The organism is Pseudomonas sp. 300 (genome assembly GCF_055803035.1).
In genome coordinates, this window is record NZ_JAVLRV010000002.1 from 239096 (window position 1) to 258378 (window position 19283).

Below are 19283 nucleotides of genomic sequence, written 5' to 3' on the forward strand. Positions count from 1 at the left end.
GGCAGAAGACTGGTCCGCCGTACTGCGTGCGTCCTGCACCGAGCGTTTCACCTCGGCGATGATCGGTTGCAACTTGTCGAGGAAACGGTTGAACCAGCCGGCTAACTGGCCCAGTTCATCCTTCTTGTCATACGCCAGGCGCCGGGTCAGGTCGCCCTCACCACTGGCGATGTCTTCGAGCATGTGCGCCACGCCGAGGATCGGTCGGGTCACGCTGCGCGCCATCAGCCACACCAGCAACAGGCCGATCAATGCGGCCAGCACACCGAGGCCGAGTTCGACCAAGGTGCCGGCGGTGTTGCTTTCATCGAGTTGTTTTTTCAGGGCTTCGGCGGGGCCGATCAGGACTTTTTCCGGCACGTCGAGCAACACGCCCCACGACTTGCCGTCGGGGATCGGCTGGAACGGCGACAGCACTTTCAACTGCTGTTGGCTGTGCAGGCTTGCGGTTTTGCTGCTGGCGGCGAGCAGGCGGATCAGTTCGGCGCCGCTGGTTTTATCCACCGCGTCCAGGCGCTGGCTGAGTTTGCTGGCGTCCGGGCTGTAGCCGGCGAGCAAACCGGCCGGGCTGATGATGCTGACGTTGGTCTGGCCGTCATAAAGTTTTTTGCTGGCGCCCTGACTGACCGCTTGCAGGCTGTTGAGGTTGATGTCCACCGACAGCGATGCGATGACTTTGCCATTGACCATCAGCGGGAACACGATGCTGGTCATCAACACGTTCTGGCCGTCGATCACATAGAAGTAGGGTTCGATCACACAGGGCTTGAGCGAAGTGCGCGGGCAGGTGAACCAGGCGTTGGCGGGCTCGCCGCTGGGGCCGGTGCTGGTGTCGGCCATGTCGGTTTCGGGCAGCGCCATCGATGTCACCTTGCCGGGCGTCGGTTGCGACCAGTAGAGCGCGAAACGGCCCTTGTCGTTACTGCCCAGCTCAGCCTGGCCGGCGAACAGGTCGTCCTTGCCGTCCAGCGCATTGGGTTCGAACACCAGGGACAGGCCGAGCAGTTCCGGGTTGGCTTGCAGCGCAGACTTGACCTGGCGGGTCAGGTCTTCACGCAGGTCGAAGGCATCGAGGAAGCGCTTTTCGGCCTGGTCGCGCAGGAACAACACCTGACGCGAAAAGCCGTGGCCATATTGATAGGCGTCCATGAACTGCTGGCGAATAATCAACGCCTGGTTTTCGCCCTGGGATTCGATCCGGGCCTGGGCGGCGTCATTGAGCATCTCCATGCTCGAGGCTTTCACCAGCTCGGAGCTGTGCTCCATACGATAGAGGGAAAGACCTACCAGCAAGGTCACGATACCGGCCAGGCAAAGCCCGGCCAGCAGGGTGATTTTCCATTGAATGGAAAGTTGTCTGAGCGACATGGAGACGTCCTTATTCGATAAATATCTGAGACTTTGCACTGTAACGGCGGCAAATCCGCTTTCTTTATGTCGTTAAACGAATAACAGGCACGTTCGAAATCCCAGCCTTACGCAAACCTCTCTAGGAGCTGGCAAGCCAGCTCCTACAGGGGGCGTGCGCGTAGCGTTCTGGCCGTTGGCTTTGACAAGGCGCTGACCGTCCGGCACAGTGCGCGCCCTCTAATAAAACCCATTCCTTATCCCGCTGGCGGCTTTGTGCAGACTCCCGGCCGGACTCATTTCGCTTGCCTTGAGGTAACGATGATTAATGCTGTAATTGCCGCGGTTGGCATCATGCTGATTCTCAGCCTGTCCCGCGTGCACGTGGTGATCGCGCTGATTATCGGCGCTCTGGTGGGTGGTTTGACCGGTGGCCTGGGCATCGACGCTACACTGAAAGCCTTCAATAGCGGCCTTGGCGGCGGGGCCACGGTGGCCTTGTCGTATGCCTTGCTCGGCGCGTTTGCGGTGGCGATTGCCAAGTCCGGCCTGGCCCATGCGCTGGCAGACAAAGCCTTGGCGATGGTTGACCGCCAGCACGCCAACGGGGGCGGTTCGGTGAAGTGGTTGCTGATCGGCCTGCTGTGGGTGGTGGCCATTGCCTCGCAGAACATTCTGCCGATACATATCGCCTTTATTCCGTTGCTGGTGCCGCCGCTGTTGTATGTGCTGACCAAGCTGCAACTGGATCGGCGGTTAATCGCCTGCGTCATGACCTTCGGCCTGATCACCCCGTACATGTTCTTGCCAGTGGGCTTCGGCAACATCTTCCTCAATGAAATCCTGCTGGCCAATGTGGCCCGCAGCGGTGTTGATATCAGCGGCATCAACGTCACCCATGCCATGGGCATTCCGGCGCTGGGCATGGTGGTGGGTCTGGGGGCAGCGTTTATCAGCTACCGCAAGAAACGCGTCTATAACCTGGAAAAGATTGAGCAGGTCGAACAGGTCGCGGTGCAGTACAACCCGCTGAGCCTGATGGTTGCGGGTGTGGCCATCGCGGCAGCGTTCATTATTCAGCTGCTGCTGGACTCGATGATTATCGGTGCCCTGGCGGGCTTTTTGATTTTCTCGGTGTCGGGCATCGTGAAATGGCGCGACACCGATGACCTGTTCACCGAAGGCATGAAGATGATGGCGATGATCGGTTTCATCATGATCGCCGCCTCGGGGTTTGCCGAAGTGATGAAAGCCACCGGCCAGGTGCAGACGCTGGTGGAGGCGTCGGCGTCGTGGATCGGCCACAGCAAAGGCGTCGGTGCGCTGCTGATGTTGCTGGTGGGTCTGCTGGTGACCATGGGCATCGGTTCGTCGTTTTCCACCGTGCCGATTCTGGCGGCGATTTTCGTGCCGCTGTGCGTGCAACTGGGGTTCAGCCCGATCGCGATCGTGTGCATCGTCGGCACCGCCGGTGCGCTGGGCGACGCCGGTTCGCCGGCTTCCGACTCGACGCTCGGCCCCACCTCCGGCCTGAACATCGACGGTCAGCATCACCATATCTGGGACACCGTGGTCCCGACCTTCCTGCATTACAACCTGCCGCTGCTGGCGTTCGGCTGGGTGGCCGCAATGGTCCTATAACCACCTCAAATTCTGTGGGAGCGGGCTTGCCCGCGATGACGGTCTTTCAGTCACATTGATGCTGAACGTTCCGACGCTATCGCGGGCAAGCCCGCTCCCACAGGGATCAATGTGACCTTTACTCAACTTTTGATCCGGCGTGCCGTTAAAGCCTTTAACCACGCCAATAAAATCAAAAGAGTGAACCGTCATGCGCATGAGCCTGAAGGCTAAAGTCCTGTCCCTTGCCGTTCTCCCGGTGTTGCTCTTTGCGTTGGTCATCAGCCTGACCACGTTGTTCGTTCTCCAGGAACAGGCCCGCAAGGAAGTCGAGGAGACGCGCCAACGCCTGCTCAGCGACGCCAAGGCCACCCTGCAAAGTTACGTCGCCGTGGCCATGACCGCGATCAAACCGCTCTACGACGCCGCCGCCCCTGGCGATGACGCGGCGCGGGCCCAGGTGATCAAATTGCTGTCGAGCATCAGCTACGGCAAGGAAGGTTACTTCTTCGGCTATGACTCCAATACTGTGCGCCTGTTCAAGGCCAACAGCCCCGAAGGCGTGGGCCAGAGCTTCAAGGACAACCGCGATCCGAACGGTGTTTACGTCAACCGCGACCTGGTGAAAGTCGCCAAGGACGGCACGCATTACCTGCAATACAGCTCGCCATTGCCTGGCAACACTCAGGTGCTGGTGCCGAAACTCGGCTACACCGAATACCTGCCGAAGTGGGACATGGCCGTCGGCACATCGGTCAATCTTGACGGCATCGAGGCGCAAGTGGCCGTGGTCGAAGCCAAGGTTCAGGAGCGTATGGAAGGCGTGTTGTTGAGCATCATCGGCATCGCTGTCGTCGTGCTGTTGCTGATTGCCGCCGCCGGCATGCTGCTGGCCAACACCATTCTGCGGCCGCTGAATTTGATGAAAGCCAACCTCGACGACATCGCGGCGGGCGAGGGCGACCTGACCCGGCGCCTGACCATTACCAGCCAGGATGAGCTGGGCGAGCTTGCCGGTTCGTTCAACCGTTTTGTCGACAAGATCCACGGCCTGGTGCGCCAGATCACCGAAATGACTTCGCAACTGACCGGGCTGGTGAATCAGGTGTCCGATCAGGCCCAGCGTTCGGATCAGGCGATGGAGCGTCAGCGTCACGAAACCGATCAGGTGGCCACGGCAATCAACGAAATGTCGGCCGCCGCGCAGGAAGTGGCGAAAAGTGCACAAAACGCGGCAGTGGCGGCGCAGCAGACCGACGAAGAAGGCCAGGCCGCCAAGCGTGTGGTGGCCGGCAGCATCGTGAAGATTCATGCATTGGTCGACGATATTCGCAGCAGCGGCGTGTCCCTCGACAGCCTGCAAAAAGACGTGTCTTCGATTGTCAGCGTGCTCGGGGTGATCCGTTCAATTGCCGAGCAAACCAACCTGTTGGCGCTCAACGCCGCAATCGAAGCTGCTCGCGCCGGTGAGGCCGGTCGTGGCTTCGCGGTGGTGGCCGACGAAGTGCGGGCGCTGGCCAGCCGCACGCAAATCAGCACCCAGGAAATCCAAGGCATGATCGACCGCTTGCAGGCCGGCACTCAGTCGGCGGTGGAAGCGATGCGCCGTTCCAGCGAGGCCGGCGACGGCACGTCCGCACAGGCCAATCAAGCCGGCGCGTCGCTCGACACCATGGCTCAGCTGATTGGCACCATCAACTCGATGAACGCGCAGATCGCCAGCGCGGCCGAAGAGCAGACCGCCGTGGCTGAAGAGATCAACCGTAGCGTGCATCAGATCGCGGTGGCCGTGGACAACGTGGCGGACGAAACCCAGCTCGGCGCCCAGACGTCCCGCAGCCTGGCTGATCTGGGTCAGCGCCTTGGCAGTCTGGTCGGACAGTTCCGTATCTGACACCTGTAAAGGATGTCTCCGGTTTAAAACGTAAAGGATGTCTCCGGTTTCTACCCGGGCAAGCCCGCTCCCACAGGTTATTGCGTTGTTGCAGGTTCTACGGCCTGTCCCAGTACGGCACGGTCCCGAAGCATTCGACAAAAAAATCTATCACCGTGCGCACCTTGACCGACAACCGCCGGCTCCCGGGCCAGAGCACGGCGATCTGTTGCGGTTCGAGGCTGTTGGACACCTGATACGCCCCCAGCACCGGCACCAGCGTGCCGTTGCGCACCGCTTCACCAATCAGCCAGGACGGAAACATCACCAGCCCCAGACCTTGTTCGGCGGCCTGGGTGAGCGTGTCGGCATGGTTGCCGGTGATCGGGCCTTTCACCGAGTAGGGCGTCCAGTCCTGCTGATTCTGGCGGAAAAACCAACGCTGCTGGCCTGTCACACCTTTGTAGGCCAGGCACTGATGGGCCGCGAGGTCTTCGGGGTGTTGCGGGACGCCATGACGCTCCAGATAAGCCGGGCTTGCTGCGACTTGAAAACGATGCGGCGCCAGAATGCGCGCCTGCATGCTTGAGTCGTGCAGCGGACCGATACGAAACAGCAGGTCGGTGCCTTCCTGTAGCGGGTCGATGTAGCTGTCGGTCTGCTGGATATCCAGTTGCAGCTTTGGATAACGCTCGCATAAACGCCCCAGCCATGGCGTCAGGTGCCGTTGCCCGAACACCACGGGGGCGTTGATACGCACCAGCCCGCTGGGTTCGCTTTGCTGTTCCTGCAAGGCTTGCTCGGCTTCTTCCAGTTGCACCAGCACCAATCGGGCATGGTGGCCGAGCATGCGCCCGGCTTCGGTGGGCGTGACCGCGCGGGTGTGGCGGTAGAGCAATTGTTGGTTCAGCAGCTGTTCCATCAACTGGATCTGCCGGGAAATCGACGACGGCGCCAGGCCTTCGCGACGGGCGACTTCAGAGAAACTGCCGTGGTCGAGTACGGCGACAAACAGCCGAAGTGCCTTGAATCCCAATTCGTGGAGCCCGTGCATGAAGTGTCCTGCTGTGCGAGTTACGCAAAAGTGTTGTCAGGATGCTCCCATTTATCGCAAAGCAGTGCCAGCCGATAATGCGCGCCTATTCCACTGACTCCACAAAACCCATGTGGGAGCGAGCCTGCTCGCGATAGCGGCCAGACATCCAACATCAATGTGACTGACAAATCGCTATCGCGAGCAGGCTCGCCCCCACAAGGGACGGTGTTTTTTCTGATAACTGGCAGGTGTTCATTCATGCAATCTTCTTCAATCGACGTGGGCGTTGCCACAACACCAGCGACCAAACCGGGGTTGCGGCTTTTACTGCTGCCTCTGGTGATCCTGGCCGGTATGGGGCTGTCCGTGGAGGCCGGTCTCCTCGGGCCGCTGGGGGTTCAGGTCGGTCACTTGTGGGCGACGTTGAGCATCTTCGGCGTCGGCTCGGCGATCCTGTTTTTACTGCTGTTGTTTAGTGGTCCGAAAAAAGGGCCGGCCTTCAGCGACTTGCCGCGCTGGCAGTTGCTCGGTGGTTTCCTCGGGCCGATGTACGTGGTGGTGCTGACCCTGGCCACGCCGCACATCGGCATTGCGATGACGATGATTGCGATCCTGTCCGGGCAGGTCGGTAAAAGCGTGTTGATCGACCACTTCGGCTGGTTCGGCGCCACCCGTAAAAAGGTCAACGGTGAACGTTGGCTGGCCTTGCTGCTGATTGTCGCGGCACTTGTTCTGATTGCGCGGGGTTGATGATGAATCTGATTATTTTGTTGGCGGTGGTCGTGGCCGCCGGTGCGGTGTTGAGTGTTCAGGCCGCCATCAATGGACGTCTGGGCGAAACGGTCGGTGTGCTGCGCAGCAGTTTGCTGACGTTCGTGGTGGGGGCGGTGAGCACCGGGTTGCTAATCCTGTTTTTCGAGCCGGCCCATGCCATGAGCCTGCTGGACGTGCCGAAATGGCAGCTCAGCGGCGCGCTGTTCGGCGTGGTGTACATGATGGTGATGGTGGGAGCGGTACCGCGGGTGGGTACGGCGGTGGCGACGGTCGCGGTGATCGTCGGGCAGTTGGGCATGGGGATGCTGATCGATAACTTCGGCTGGCTGGGCAACCCGCAGATCGAGCTGTCCGGCAGCCGGATTCTGGCGATGGTGTTGCTCGGGTTGGCGTTGGTGTTGATGTATCGCAGCAATACCCGCCAGGCCTGACGGCTGTTGCTCCTACAGTTGTCATGCGTCGTTTGTGGCAACTCCTACACTGGTGAGACGGGTTGTAGCTTCAAGCCCCGACGACCACCACCTCAGGAGTCAGACTCATGATTGACAGTGAAAGCATCTGCGACTGCCCGAAATGTAACTGCAAACTCGGCCAGCATCCGATCGCGCGTCACGGCAAACACTACTGCTGTGAAGCCTGCGCCAAGCACCATGAACACGGTGAAGAATGCGCGAGCAAAGGCTGCAAGTGCGCCAAGCGCTGACTGTAGGCGCGTGCTTGCTCGCGATGGCCTCAACGACAACGCGTATTTTCTGAATGTACGCGCCGCTCTCAAGGCCATCGCGAGCAAGCTCGCTCCTGAAAAATAAGGGGCGTTAACTCGCTGGCCGCCACGTTACGTTTTCCACGCCGAATTTTTCCGCCATCGGCTTGCTGGTCTTTTGCACCTTCTCCCGTCCAAAGCGCGGGATCCGGCCTACGCCGGCGTCGCAACTCGCCCAATGCCATGCCTCCGCATTGTCCATTTTGTCCAGGCGAATGATGAAAGACTTGGGGTCGCCATGAAGGGTGTATTCAATGACGAAAAGTTTTGCGTTGTTCATAAAGCCCGTATTCCTCCCTGTGGTATTAAAAGGATCATTTGGGGGGCGGAAAATTCAGTCGGATTGTCAGGCGGCTGCGGCCAGTGGCGACAAGGCTTGCGGCTGGTTACCATGCATTTTCTGAAAACCCCAATGAATGCTGACCATGGCCCTTGCCGCGCCCCCCGATCTGAGTGACACCGATGTGCCCGTGCAACCGCTGGCGCGCACCTATCCGCGCGGGTTGTTCATTGAGCCCCACGAGCATGTCTGGGGCCAGTTGTTGTATGCGATGAGCGGGGTGATGTGGGTCGAAACGCCGCATGAGGCGTTGGTGGTGCCGCCGCAACGGGCGGTATGGCTGCCACCGGGCGTGCCCCACGGCATTCGCGTGGTCTCGGATCTGCAGATGCGCAACATCTACTTGCGGCCGTCATTGGCAGCGACGCTGGACGCTACGGTTCAGGTGATCGAAGTGGGCGGGTTGCTGCGTGAACTCATCGTCGGGCTGGTGGAGCAAGGCGACGACGGTGCGGCGGAGTATTACGAGGCGCTGGTCGGCCTGGCACTGCTGGAGCTCAGGCGCGCCAAGCGTTCTCTGCTGAAAATCCCGTTACCGGATGATTCTGACCGACGCCTGATGAACCTGTGTCAGGCGGTCATGGCCGCGCCATCGCTGGACATTCCCTTCGAACATCACGCGCAAAGCGCCGGGGCCAGCGTGCGTACCCTGGCGCGGCTGTTCAAGGACGGTCTGGGCATGGGCTTCGCCGAGTGGCGGCGGCAGGTGCAACTGGCGACCGCGGTCGGGGAGTTGATCCAGGGTGTGCCGGTCAGTGCGATTGCCCGGGACCTGGGCTATTCGCCGAGCAGCTTCAGTGACATGTTCCGTCGGGAACTGGGGGTTGCGCCTTCGCAGTTCTGCACGACTCTGTAGGTGTTTTGGCCGATATTCAGAAGCACTTGGCCGATGCTCGCTGATACCGGCCTTTAGACTTTGGGCATACCTCAATTGCCCACGGAGTCTGCCATGAGCTACCTCATCTCACTGGTCATCGGTCTGGGCGTCGGTTTGCTTTACGGCGCGCTGGATTTTCGTTCCCCCGCACCACCGGCCATTGCGCTGGTGGGCCTGCTGGGCATGCTCGCCGGTGAAAAGTTATGGCCTATGGGCCGGCAGCTGGTCACTGGCTGGATCTCCTGAAATCACCTTCCTGGTTCGATGGAACATTCCCATGAAAGCATTGCAGTTCGACAAAACCGGCGACCTCTCGGCCCTGCGCTATGTCGAGGTTCCAACCCCCGTGCCCGGCGCCGATGAAGTGCTGGTGCAAATCAAGGCCGCCGGCCTCAACCCCAGCGATGTGAAGAATGTGCTGGGGCGTTTTCCCTACACCACGTTGCCACGGATTCCCGGGCGTGATTTTGCGGGTGTAGTCGTCAAAGGCCCGCAGGCGCTGATCGGTCAGGAAGTGTGGGGCACCGGCCGTGAATTGGGCTTTTTCGCCGACGGCTCCCATGCGCAATTCGTCAAGTTGCCGGCCAACGGCGTGGCGCGCAAACCGACGCACCTGAGTTTTGCCCAGGCCGCCAGCCTCGGCGTGCCTTACACCACGGCGTGGGATGCGCTGGAACGCAGTCTGGTGAACGCACAAACGCGGCTATTGGTGATTGGTGGCGGGGCGGTCGGCAGTGCCGCGTTGGCGCTGGCCAAGGTGCGTGGCGCCCAGGTGCTGGCGGCGGCGCGTCGGCCGGAGCAGGTCAAGGACTTGCAGGCTCAGGGGTATCAAACGTTGCAACTGGATAAACCCGAGGACTTGGGAGCACAGGTCAACGCGGTCTACACCGGCGGCGCCGACGTGATTTTTGACACCACCGGGTTCTGGCTACCGGCCTCCGTCCCTGCGTTGGCAGCGTTCGGCCGTATCGCGATCATTGCCGCGCCGGTGGATGGCCTGGTGCAGTTGCCGGCCCTGGCGCTGTACCGCAAGGGCGGTTCGGTGGTGGGGATCAACTCGCTTCTGTACGGCGTGCAGGCGTGCGCGGCGATGCTCGATCAGTTCGGCCGGTTCTTCGATCAGGACCTGTTGCCGTTGCCGCAAGGGTTGTTTGAATCGCCGCTGGCCGAAGGGTTGGAACGTTATGCCGAAGTGAATCAGGGCAGTGGCGACAAGGTGATTTTGTTGCCATAACCCAACCACTGTGCGAGCTGGCTTGCCAGCGATGGCGGCTTCGGCAGCGATGCAAGCCTCAAGCGCCTCAAGCGCCTCATCGCTGGCAAGCCAGCTTCCACAGGGTTTTGTCGTTCGTTAAAGCCCCTCAAAATGACCTTGCTGTAGACTCGTCCGCACTGACTTCACAAGGTGCACCCGATGAGCGAGCCGATCCGTTTGACCCAATACAGCCACGGCGCAGGCTGTGGCTGCAAGATTTCCCCCCAGGTGCTGGAAGTGATTCTGGCCGGCAGCGGGGCGCAGAACCTTGACCCCCGGCTCTGGGTCGGCAATGCCTCGCGCGATGACGCGGCGGTGTATGCCATCGATGAAGAGCGCGGCGTGGTCTCGACCACCGATTTCTTTATGCCCATCGTCGACGATCCGTTCGATTTCGGCCGCATCGCCGCCACCAATGCCATCAGCGACATCTACGCCATGGGCGGCGATCCGTTGATGGCCATCGCGATCCTTGGCTGGCCGGTGAATGTGCTGGCGCCGGAGATTGCCCGGGAAGTGATTCGCGGCGGGCGCTCGGTGTGCGATGAAGCCGGCATCCCGTTGGCGGGCGGGCACTCCATCGATGCGCCGGAGCCGATCTTCGGCCTGGCTGTCACCGGGCTGGTGGAAAAGCGCCACATGAAGCGCAACGACACGGCCACCGCCGGTTGCCTGCTCTACCTCACCAAGCCCCTGGGCATTGGCATCCTCACTACCGCCGAGAAAAAGGGCAAGTTGCGCCACGCCGACATCGGCCTGGCCCGCGACTGGATGTGCACCCTCAACAAGCCCGGCAGCCGTTTCGGCAAGCTCGACGGCGTGACCGCGATGACCGATGTCACCGGTTTCGGCCTGCTCGGGCACCTGGTGGAAATGGCCGACGGCAGCAACCTCACGGCGCGCATCGAATACGACCGCGTGCCGCGCCTGCCGGGTGTCGAGTACTACCTCGACCAGGGTTGCGTGCCGGGCGGGACGCTGCGCAATTTCGACAGCTACGCCAGCAAACTCGGGCGACTGCAGGAAATGCACAAACTCGTGCTCTGCGATCCGCAAACCAGCGGTGGCCTGCTGGTGGCGGTCACGCCCGAGGGCAACGATCAATTCCTCAGCGTCGCTGCCGAACTGGGCCTGACCCTTGCGCCGATCGGTGAACTGGTCGAGCGACAGACGAACGCGGTCGAGGTGTTTTGATGTCCAGCGATTTCACCGATTACCGCGACATTTTCCTCAATGACCGGCCGATGATGGATACCCGCGCGCCGGTCGAATTCATCAAGGGTTCCTTCCCCGGAGTGATCAATCTGCCGCTGATGAACGACAGCGAGCGGCAGCGGGTCGGCACTTGCTACAAGCAGCAGGGTCAGCAGGCGGCCATTACGTTGGGGCATCAGTTGGTGTCTGGCGAGATCCAGGCCGCGCGAATTCAGGCCTGGGCCGATTTTGCCCGGGCTCATCCCGAGGGGCTTTTGTATTGTTTTCGCGGTGGCTTGCGCTCGCAGATCGTTCAGCAATGGCTGAAGAGTGAGGCGGGTATCGATTATCCGCGGGTCGGCGGTGGCTACAAGGCCATGCGTAGTTTCCTGTTGGAGACGATCGATCAGACGATGGCTCAATGTGATTTCGTCCTGCTGGGCGGCATGACCGGCACCGGCAAGACCGAAGTGCTCACGCAGCTGCGTAACGGCCTGGACCTTGAAGGCCACGCCAACCATCGCGGCTCCAGTTTCGGCAAGCGCGCCACGGGCCAGCCGTCCAACATCGATTTTGAAAACCGCCTGGCCGTGGACGTGCTGAAGAAGCGCAGCCGCGGTATCGAGCAGTTTGTGCTGGAAGATGAAAGCCGTGCGATCGGCAGTTGCGCGTTGCCGTTGGCGCTGTATCAGGGCATGCAGCAATTTCCGATGGTCTGGCTCGAAGACAGCCGTGCAGGGCGGGTTGAACGCATCCTGCGTGATTACGTGGTGGACTTGTCTGCCGAGTTCAACGACGTGCATGGCGAAGAAGGTTTCGCGCTGTTTTCCGAGCGTTTGCTGGCGAGCCTGAACAACGTTCAGAAGCGACTGGGTGGCGAGCGTCATCGGCGGATGTTGATCCTGATGGAGGATGCGCTGGCGGAGCAGGCGCGCAGCGGGGCGGTGGATTTGCACCGGGGCTGGATTGATGGGTTGCTGGGTGAGTATTACGACCCGATGTATGCGTTTCAGCGGGAGAAGAAGGGGGCGCGGATCGAGTTTGCCGGGGAGCGGGGAGCGGTTATCGAATACCTGCAAGCGCGTGGCCATCGCCCGGGGTGATGTGTTGATTTTTCCGGCCTCATCGCGAGCAGGCTCGCTCCCACATTTGGTTTCTGTCGGACACTTAATTCATGTCCACTGAAGATCCAATGTGGGAGCGAGCCTGCTCGCGATAGGGCCCTGACAGCCGCTACAAGATTTGAACCATCACCCTCAAGTCGGGCAGGTTTCCTGACCGTTATCCAGGCCTTGCTTGTAGTTGTGGCTCTGCAGGCTGGCCTTGCCGTTGTGCCAGGTCAGGGTGAGTACATACAGCGAGTCGTAGTCGCTGGATTCCCAGTCATCGGTGATGTTCTGTTTCTTGCCGACCGCTTCGCCCGCGACCTTGTTGATCAGCTCGGGCAGGTAGCCGTGGGACCACGCGGTGTAGATCACCGAGTTGTGATATTTGTCATGGAGCAGTTCGTCGGCCAGGTCGCTGGTGTCGTTGGCCGAGAAATTGATGTTCACCGGCAAACCGAGCTTGATGGCGCTGGGGCTGATGGTCATCAGAGGACGAATGTAGCTGTAGGAGTTATCCAGTTCGCCTTCCTCGACATTGCGCGTCGGGTTGGCCGCAAAAACGTAGTTGGCCTTGCCGAATTTTTCCGGGAGCAGGGTGGCCAGATCGATGGCGCGGTTCAGGCCCTGGCAATTGAGCTGACCGAGGCCGCCGGCGGGTTTTTCCGCGTGGCGCAGGAAGACCAGCGTCTGGGTGCCGTCAGCCGGCTGGGCGCGGCTTTCACGGACTTCAAGCGACAGGAATAGCGCACTGATTGCCAGCAAGGTGGGCAGCACGACATAAGCGCGATGCTTGAAGCGTTGGACCAGTTTCATAGGGTTCATCATGGAATAAGGGTTTCTTCAGCGCATTCGGTTAAGGCTGACAAACCTTTACACCCCGCGCTCCCAGCGTCGGGTGTTTTCCATGTCGTTGAGCCGGTCCGTTTCCGAAAGGGCAACACTCAGAGTCCACTGAAGCCCGTTTGGTTCGATTCCGGCGGCGTGCGCAGCAATCTACCGATAACCATGAACGGGTTGGAGCAGAGGTTATCGACAGGATGTTGCGGATTTGTGGACACGGTACACGGGTCGGCTCCGCAGAACGCTGCAATGCATTGATCTTGATAATCATCAATATCGATACGCCGGACATCGCAGCCTGCGGCCACTCACACTATGATCGTGTCTCTCAATCTCTTCGTGGATCCTTGCGATGACCGATCTTTCTGCTTTCCCCATCACCCAGAAATGGCCAGCCCAATACCCTGAGTGGATTCAGCTTTATTCACTGCCGACCCCCAACGGCGTCAAAGTGTCGATCATGCTCGAAGAGATCGGCCTGCCCTACGAGCCGCATCGCGTGGGCTTCGACACCAATGACCAGTTGTCGCCCGAGTTTCTTTCGCTGAACCCCAACAACAAGATCCCGGCGATCCTCGACCCCCACGGCCCGGACGACAAGCCGCTGCCGCTGTTCGAATCCGGGGCGATTCTGATCTACCTAGCGGACAAGAGCGGGCAATTGCTGGCCCAGGAATCGGCGGCGCGTTACGAGACGATCCAGTGGCTGATGTTTCAGATGGGGGGTATCGGACCGATGTTTGGCCAGCTCGGCTTTTTCAACAAATTCGCCGGCAAGGAATACGAAGACAAACGTCCTCGGGATCGCTATGTCGAGGAAAGTAAACGTTTGTTAAAAGTTCTTGATGGACGTCTGCAGGGGCGCGACTGGATCATGGGCGAGCGCTACACCATCGCCGACATCGCGACATTCCCGTGGGTGCGCAACCTGATCGGTTTCTATGAAGCGGGCGATCTGGTGGGCATCAAGGATTTCCCGAACGTAACTCGGGTGCTGGAGCGCTTCCTCGCACGTCCAGCAGTGATGCGCGGGCTGGAAATTCCCAAATAGGACGTTTCGATTTCATCAGGACCAAGGCAGGCCATGCATTCATTCGATTTCAAGCAAGTAGATGTCTTCAGCCGCGTCGCGCTCAAGGGCAATCCGTTGGCCGTTGTGTTCGGCGCCGACGAGCTCAGCGATGAGCGCATGGCGGCGTTCGCCACGTGGACCAACCTCAGTGAAACCACGTTCATCCTCGCACCGCAGGACCCTCGGGCCGATTACCGGGTGCGGATTTTCACCACGCTGAGCGAATTGCCGTTCGCCGGTCACCCGACCCTGGGCACTTGTCATGCCTGGCTCGAAGCCGGTGGCGTGCCCAAGGGCGAGGAGATCATTCAGGAATGCGGTGTTGGCCTGGTGCGGGTGCGTCGACAAGGCGCGGAGCTGGCTTTTCTCGCACCGCCACTGCTCAAGACCGGACCGGTGGAGGCCGATGTCATGGCGCGCGTGCGGCGCGGGCTCAGGCTGGAACCGGACGCCATCGTGCGGGCGCAGTGGGTTGATAACGGCGCGGGCTGGCTGGCGGTGATGGTCGAGGATCGCCAGCAGGTGCTGGACCTGCAACCGGACCATACGCAGATGCTTGGCCTCGCGGTCGGCGTGATCGCGCCGTGGCATCCCGAGCGTGACGGCGATGACGCACAGTTCGAAGTGCGCGCGTTCATCTCTGGCGACGGCATGCCGGAAGACCCCGCCACGGGCAGCTTGAATGCCGGGATCGCCCAGTGGTTGCTCGGCGAGGGGCTGGCGCCGGCGTCCTACGTGGTCAGCCAGGGCCTGACGATGGGCCGCGCGGGACGTATTCAGGTCGATCAGGTAGGCGATGAAATCTGGATTGGTGGCTCCGTCGTGACCTGTATCTCCGGAACCCTGACGCTATGACCTGTGGGAGCGGGCTTGCCCGCGATGAGGCCGGATCATCCAGCATCTATGTTGACTGACCCACCGCTATCGCGAGCAAGTCGAATCGTCGCACCGCCGCTCCCACAGTGTTTTGTGTGGATGCGGGAATTGTTGCCAAACAGGTAATGGATTTTCCTACATCGAGGTTTGTCACTGGCACCCACAGGGCATAAGCTTTCGCCCCCTTACGACTTTCGTCTTGTCCTCCGTTTTCAGGAAACCCCATGTCCAGTCAGTTCCCCGAAGCACGTCCACGCCGTCTGCGCCGCAATGCGAGCCTGCGCAGCCTGTTCCAGGAAACCGAATTCAGCCTGAACGACCTGGTGCTGCCGATTTTCGTCGAGGAAGAAATCGACGACTTCGTGCCGATCAAGAGCATGCCCGGCGTGATGCGGATACCGGAATCGAAACTGGCCGGCGAGATCGAGCGTTATGCCCGTGCGGGGATCAAGTCGGTGATGACCTTCGGCGTGTCTCATCATCTGGACAGCAGCGGCAGCGACACCTGGAGCGAGAATGGCCTGGTCTCGCGCATGTCGCGCATCGCCAAGGACGCAGTGCCGGACATGATCGTGATGTCCGACACCTGCTTTTGTGAGTACACCAGTCACGGTCACTGCGGCGTGCTGCACAACCACGAAGTCGACAACGACCAGACCCTGATCAACCTTGGCAAACAAGCCGTCGCTGCAGCCCGTGCCGGTGCTGATGTGATCGCGCCGTCGGCAGCAATGGACGGCCAGGTGCAGGCGATTCGCCGGGCGCTGGATGACGCCGGTTTCACCCAGACTGCGATCATGGCCTATTCGACAAAATTTGCCTCGGCGCTCTACGGCCCGTTCCGCGAGGCTGGCGGCAGCGCGCTCAAGGGTGACCGAAAAAGCTATCAAATGAACCCGATGAACCGCCGCGAAGCGGTGCGTGAATCGCTGATGGACGAGCAGGAAGGTGCCGACGCACTGATGGTCAAACCGGCTGGCGCGTACCTCGACATCATTCGCGACATTCGCGAGGTTTCCCGCCTGCCGCTGTCGGCGTATCAGGTCAGCGGCGAGTACGCGATGATCAAGTTCGGCGCGCAGGCCGGGGCAATCGATGAGGATCGCGTTGTGCGCGAGAGCCTTGGGGCGATCAAGCGGGCGGGGGCGGATTTGATCTTCACCTACTTCGCGATGGACCTGGCCCTGGCCGGGATCTGAATCCACACACAAGACCCTGTGGGACGGTGTGAATCAGTTAGAACCAAAAAACGGCCGTATCCCGCGATCCCGGAAGTACCGCGCAATCACTTTCGGGTCCGAGCAGGTCTCGGCAATCGCCACATAGGTATCCGGCCGCAACAGGTAAAAACCGTTACGCCCCAGGCCGGCCGCTTCAAAGGCCGGCCGCCAGTCAAACACATGCAACGGCAGATGATGTTCATTGCACCAGGCAATCATTTCGTCGCTGGTGTCGCCGTACACATGCACCTGCCAGTTCGGGCACTTCAGGGGCCCGAAATTATCCCCTTCACCATCGTGCGCCCAGGGCAAGCGGTCGCCACCGTGAACGTGCCCGGCAACGCCGGTGCTTAACGGCATTCCACGATAGTTGAGGGTGAGTTGCGACACCGTGCGAAACAGGAATTCCCGGGAGGTCTCGAACGAGGCCATTTTCGGCAACAGGAACGGCGCCAGACGGGTGCGCAGCAAATCTGCCATGCGTCCTTCGGCCGTGACGAAACTGAACACCCGGTCGGTGGTGGCGACCAGTTTGCGGGCAAAGGCGATGCGCTCGGTTTCATACGTGTCGAGCAGATGCGGGGCAGCACCGCCGCTCAACACGGCCGCGAGTTTCCAGGCGAGGTTGATGGCATCGCCAATCCCGGTGTTCATGCCCTGACCGCCAGCCGGGCTGTGGACATGAGCCGCGTCGCCCAAGAGAAACACGCGACCGCTGCGAAAGTGATCGGCCACCCGATGATGCACGCGATAGGTCGAGAACCAGTTCACCTGTTCGATCTGCACCTTCAGGTGTTCGATGGCGCGGTGGCTGACGTCTTCAAACTTCAGGGTTTCGGCGTGCTCGGCGCGTTCGTCGCGAACCGTTCCGATCAGCCGCGCGCGACCTTCGCCCGTGAGGGGAAACACCGCGAGAAAGTCCGCCTCATCAAGGTCCAGGTGCAGCTCGCCATTGAGCGCCGGACCGCTGGCCTGCACGTCGGCCACGTAGAAAATCTGCTGGTAGGTGCCGCCGGGAAATCCGGTGTCGAGGGTTTTGCGCACTAACGAGCGGGCGCCATCGCAACCGGTCAGGTAACAGGCCTGACAGGTTTCCTGTTGACCATCGGGCAAGCGCAACCTTGCGGTGATGCCGTCGCCGGTTTCCTCGAAGCTCTCCAGCTCGGTGTTGCGCTCGACCTGGATGCCAAAGGTCTCCAGACGCTCGATCAGCAGCCGCTCATGCTCGTCCTGAGGGAAGATTTCGAGGAACGCGTACGGCGTCAGTCCTTCGCCAACCCGGTTCAACGGCAAGCGCGCCACAGGTTCACCCTTGACCCAGAAATTGGCCGCCGCCACGCGATGACCGCCCTTTATCACGGCGTCGCCAAGGTCGAGCTGGCGATACAGTTCCAGTGTGCGGGCTTGCACGGCCAACGCCCGGGACGTGGTGCCGGGGGCCGAGGTCTTATCGAGAATCCGCACGCGGATTCCCAGTTTGCTAAGCCATAACGCCAGGACCAACCCGGTGGGGCCGGCGCCGATGATCAGAACGTCGCTACGGTTCATGGGGGTTCCCAACGCATTGGCAGGCGCCGTGGGATCAGGCGGTGAGCTTTAATTGAAGGCCATCGATGGCGCCTGCGCCAGCCGGTCCGTCCGTTAACATCGAGTCAGCCACTGGGAGCAAGCTCGTTCCCCCGGGAACAGTACCGCGTCGGCACAGTCATAGCCTGCGCCATGCGATTGATCGTATGGTTAACCCGGTTCAACGGATCTGATGGAGTGCCATGCAAGCCAACCGATTGATCACGAGCGCCGCAGCGCTGTTGGTGCTGGCCGGTTGCGGGACCCAGCGTCCGCAGGAGGCCCCGGCCCGCAAACCCGACGAGGTCAAGACCGAGATCGTGCGCCTGTTGCCGGCAAAAACCGTCGACCGCCAAGGCTGGGCCACGGACATCTACGTGGCGTTTGCTGCACAAAATATTTATCCGTCCACGCAAAACCTGTGCTCGGTACTGGCGGTCACGGAACAGGAGTCGACCTTTCAGGTGGACCCGCCGGTGCCGGGCCTGGGCAAGATCGCCCGTGAGGAAATCGACCGCCGCGCCGCCAAAGTCCACATCCCCGGTCTGCTGGTAAGCGGTGCGCTGCAAGTGCGTTCCAGCACCGGCAAAAGCTACAGCGACCGGCTGAATGCCGCGCGCAGTGAAAAGGAATTGAGCGCGATTTTCGATGACTTCATCGGCATGGTGCCCATGGGCCGTACGCTGTTCGGTGGTTTCAATCCGGTGCACACGGGTGGGCCGATGCAGGTCAGCATCGACTTCGCCGAGCAGCAGGCGCGGAATTATCCGTACCCGGTGGACGGCACGATTCGGCATGAAGTCTTCAGCCGTCGCGGCGGCCTGTATTTCGGCATCGCCCACTTGCTCGGTTATCCGGTGAGTTACAAGCAGCCGCTGTACCGCTTCGCCGATTTCAATGCCGGTTGGTACGCCAGCCGAAACGCCGCGTTTCAGAACGCGGTGAGCCGTGCTTCGGGGGTTCCTTTGGCACTGGATGGTGATCTGGTGCGCTACGACTCGATAATGCCCGGCACCACGGAATTGGCCGTGCGCACGCTCGGCAAGCAACTGGGCATGCGTAATCCGACCATTCGGGATCAACTGGAAAAGGGCAAAAGCCTCGATTTCGAGGACAGCGTGTTGTATCAGCGGGTTTTCGAATTGGCCGAGCAGGCCGAAGGCCGTTCATTGCCGCGAGCGGTATTGCCGGGGATCGTGTTGCAGAGCCCGAAAATCACCCGAAAACTCACCACGGCGTGGTTTGCCAAACGGGTCGACGAGCGTTATCAGCGTTGCATGGCGCGGGCAGGGAAGTAACCGGTCTCAAAAAATGCATAAAAAACCCGGCGGGTGAGGCCGGGTTTTTTGTCGAGTGTTACTGCAAAGCCATTCATTCATACCGCACGGCTTTCGATCAGACGGTCGGAACCACCTTCGGCAACGCGGTTTTCGATCAGACGATCGGAGCCGCCTTCAGCGACGCGGTTTTCGATCAGACGGTCGGAACCACCTTCGGCAACGCGGTTTTCGATCAGACGGTCGG

General features: G+C 60.7%; 18 protein-coding genes and 2 pseudogenes. 15 read left to right on the top strand and 5 right to left on the bottom strand.

Annotated features, from left to right (window positions below):
• Positions 1-78: 78 nt before the first annotated feature.
• Positions 79-1368: pseudogene (locus tag Q7W83_RS07175) on the bottom strand (methyl-accepting chemotaxis protein); the annotation flags it as partial.
• Positions 1369-1671: 303 nt separating this feature from the next.
• On the opposite strand from Q7W83_RS07175, the gene Q7W83_RS07180 reads away from it, so the two are divergent.
• The 3 genes and pseudogenes from Q7W83_RS07180 to Q7W83_RS07190 all read left to right on the top strand — a co-directional run bounded on the left by Q7W83_RS07180 (position 1672) and on the right by Q7W83_RS07190 (position 4861).
• Positions 1672-2988, top strand: a complete 1317-nt coding sequence (locus Q7W83_RS07180; RefSeq protein ID WP_191623760.1) for a Na+/H+ antiporter family protein — start codon at positions 1672-1674, stop codon at positions 2986-2988.
• A gap of 196 nt (positions 2989-3184) precedes the next feature.
• A pseudogene (locus Q7W83_RS07185) lies at positions 3185-4003 on the top strand (cache domain-containing protein); the annotation flags it as partial.
• A gap of 102 nt (positions 4004-4105) precedes the next feature.
• Positions 4106-4861 (top strand): methyl-accepting chemotaxis protein, encoded by a 756-nt coding sequence (locus Q7W83_RS07190; protein WP_412071768.1) that lies wholly within the window; start codon positions 4106-4108, stop codon positions 4859-4861.
• Between the two features lie 97 nt (positions 4862-4958).
• Here Q7W83_RS07190 and Q7W83_RS07195 read toward each other — a convergent pair whose 3' ends face one another.
• The gene (locus tag Q7W83_RS07195) at positions 4959-5894 is read right to left on the bottom strand and encodes a LysR family transcriptional regulator (protein WP_150634241.1); all 936 of its coding nucleotides are present in this window, start codon (positions 5892-5894) and stop codon (positions 4959-4961) included.
• Between the two features lie 240 nt (positions 5895-6134).
• On the opposite strand from Q7W83_RS07195, the gene Q7W83_RS07200 reads away from it, so the two are divergent.
• The 3 genes from Q7W83_RS07200 to Q7W83_RS07210 all read left to right on the top strand — a co-directional run bounded on the left by Q7W83_RS07200 (position 6135) and on the right by Q7W83_RS07210 (position 7353).
• Positions 6135-6626, top strand: coding sequence for a DMT family transporter (locus tag Q7W83_RS07200; protein WP_150634240.1), 492 nt, complete (start codon positions 6135-6137; stop codon positions 6624-6626).
• A 2-nt stretch (positions 6627-6628) separates the two neighbouring features.
• Positions 6629-7081 carry a DMT family transporter gene (locus Q7W83_RS07205; RefSeq protein ID WP_150634239.1) on the top strand — a complete coding sequence of 151 codons (453 nt, stop codon included), beginning with the start codon at positions 6629-6631 and terminating at the stop codon, positions 7079-7081.
• A gap of 107 nt (positions 7082-7188) precedes the next feature.
• Positions 7189-7353: a metallothionein gene (locus Q7W83_RS07210; RefSeq protein ID WP_150634238.1), complete on the top strand. Its 165-nt coding sequence runs from the start codon at positions 7189-7191 to the stop codon at positions 7351-7353.
• Positions 7354-7465: 112 nt separating this feature from the next.
• Here Q7W83_RS07210 and Q7W83_RS07215 read toward each other — a convergent pair whose 3' ends face one another.
• The gene (locus Q7W83_RS07215; RefSeq protein WP_150634237.1) at positions 7466-7693 is read right to left on the bottom strand and encodes a DUF6555 family protein; all 228 of its coding nucleotides are present in this window, start codon (positions 7691-7693) and stop codon (positions 7466-7468) included.
• 145 nt (positions 7694-7838) lie between these two features.
• Here Q7W83_RS07215 and Q7W83_RS07220 point away from each other — a divergent pair, with 145 nt between their 5' ends.
• The 5 genes from Q7W83_RS07220 to mnmH all read left to right on the top strand — a co-directional run bounded on the left by Q7W83_RS07220 (position 7839) and on the right by mnmH (position 12182).
• The gene (locus Q7W83_RS07220) at positions 7839-8609 is read left to right on the top strand and encodes an AraC family transcriptional regulator (protein WP_191630097.1); all 771 of its coding nucleotides are present in this window, start codon (positions 7839-7841) and stop codon (positions 8607-8609) included.
• 93 nt (positions 8610-8702) lie between these two features.
• Positions 8703-8876 (top strand): DUF1427 family protein, encoded by a 174-nt coding sequence (locus tag Q7W83_RS07225; protein ID WP_008035179.1) that lies wholly within the window; start codon positions 8703-8705, stop codon positions 8874-8876.
• 31 nt (positions 8877-8907) lie between these two features.
• Positions 8908-9864, top strand: coding sequence for a quinone oxidoreductase family protein (locus Q7W83_RS07230; protein ID WP_150653051.1), 957 nt, complete (start codon positions 8908-8910; stop codon positions 9862-9864).
• 180 nt (positions 9865-10044) lie between these two features.
• The gene (gene selD, locus Q7W83_RS07235) at positions 10045-11079 is read left to right on the top strand and encodes a selenide, water dikinase SelD (RefSeq protein ID WP_150653052.1); all 1035 of its coding nucleotides are present in this window, start codon (positions 10045-10047) and stop codon (positions 11077-11079) included.
• Positions 11079-12182 carry a tRNA 2-selenouridine(34) synthase MnmH gene (gene mnmH, locus Q7W83_RS07240; RefSeq protein WP_150653053.1) on the top strand — a complete coding sequence of 368 codons (1104 nt, stop codon included), beginning with the start codon at positions 11079-11081 and terminating at the stop codon, positions 12180-12182. Before selD ends, mnmH begins: the two co-directional genes overlap by 1 nt.
• Before the next feature lie 153 nt (positions 12183-12335).
• On the opposite strand, the gene Q7W83_RS07245 is transcribed toward mnmH, so the two are convergent.
• Positions 12336-13010, bottom strand: coding sequence for a histidine phosphatase family protein (locus Q7W83_RS07245; protein ID WP_150634232.1), 675 nt, complete (start codon positions 13008-13010; stop codon positions 12336-12338).
• A gap of 367 nt (positions 13011-13377) precedes the next feature.
• Between Q7W83_RS07245 and Q7W83_RS07250 the strand changes: the two genes are divergently transcribed.
• The 3 genes from Q7W83_RS07250 (at position 13378) to hemB (ending at position 16172) form a co-directional block, all read left to right on the top strand.
• Positions 13378-14076, top strand: coding sequence for a glutathione binding-like protein (locus tag Q7W83_RS07250; protein WP_150634231.1), 699 nt, complete (start codon positions 13378-13380; stop codon positions 14074-14076).
• 33 nt (positions 14077-14109) lie between these two features.
• Positions 14110-14952, top strand: coding sequence for a PhzF family phenazine biosynthesis protein (locus Q7W83_RS07255; RefSeq protein ID WP_150634230.1), 843 nt, complete (start codon positions 14110-14112; stop codon positions 14950-14952).
• 245 nt (positions 14953-15197) lie between these two features.
• Entirely contained in the window at positions 15198-16172 is a 975-nt protein-coding gene (hemB, locus tag Q7W83_RS07260) for a porphobilinogen synthase (protein ID WP_150634229.1), read from the top strand.
• A gap of 33 nt (positions 16173-16205) precedes the next feature.
• On the opposite strand, the gene Q7W83_RS07265 is transcribed toward hemB, so the two are convergent.
• Positions 16206-17741 (bottom strand): FAD-dependent oxidoreductase, encoded by a 1536-nt coding sequence (locus tag Q7W83_RS07265; RefSeq protein ID WP_473655838.1) that lies wholly within the window; start codon positions 17739-17741, stop codon positions 16206-16208.
• 221 nt (positions 17742-17962) lie between these two features.
• Here Q7W83_RS07265 and Q7W83_RS07270 point away from each other — a divergent pair, with 221 nt between their 5' ends.
• Positions 17963-19057 carry a DUF1615 domain-containing protein gene (locus Q7W83_RS07270; protein WP_150634815.1) on the top strand — a complete coding sequence of 365 codons (1095 nt, stop codon included), beginning with the start codon at positions 17963-17965 and terminating at the stop codon, positions 19055-19057.
• Positions 19058-19283 lie beyond the last annotated feature (226 nt).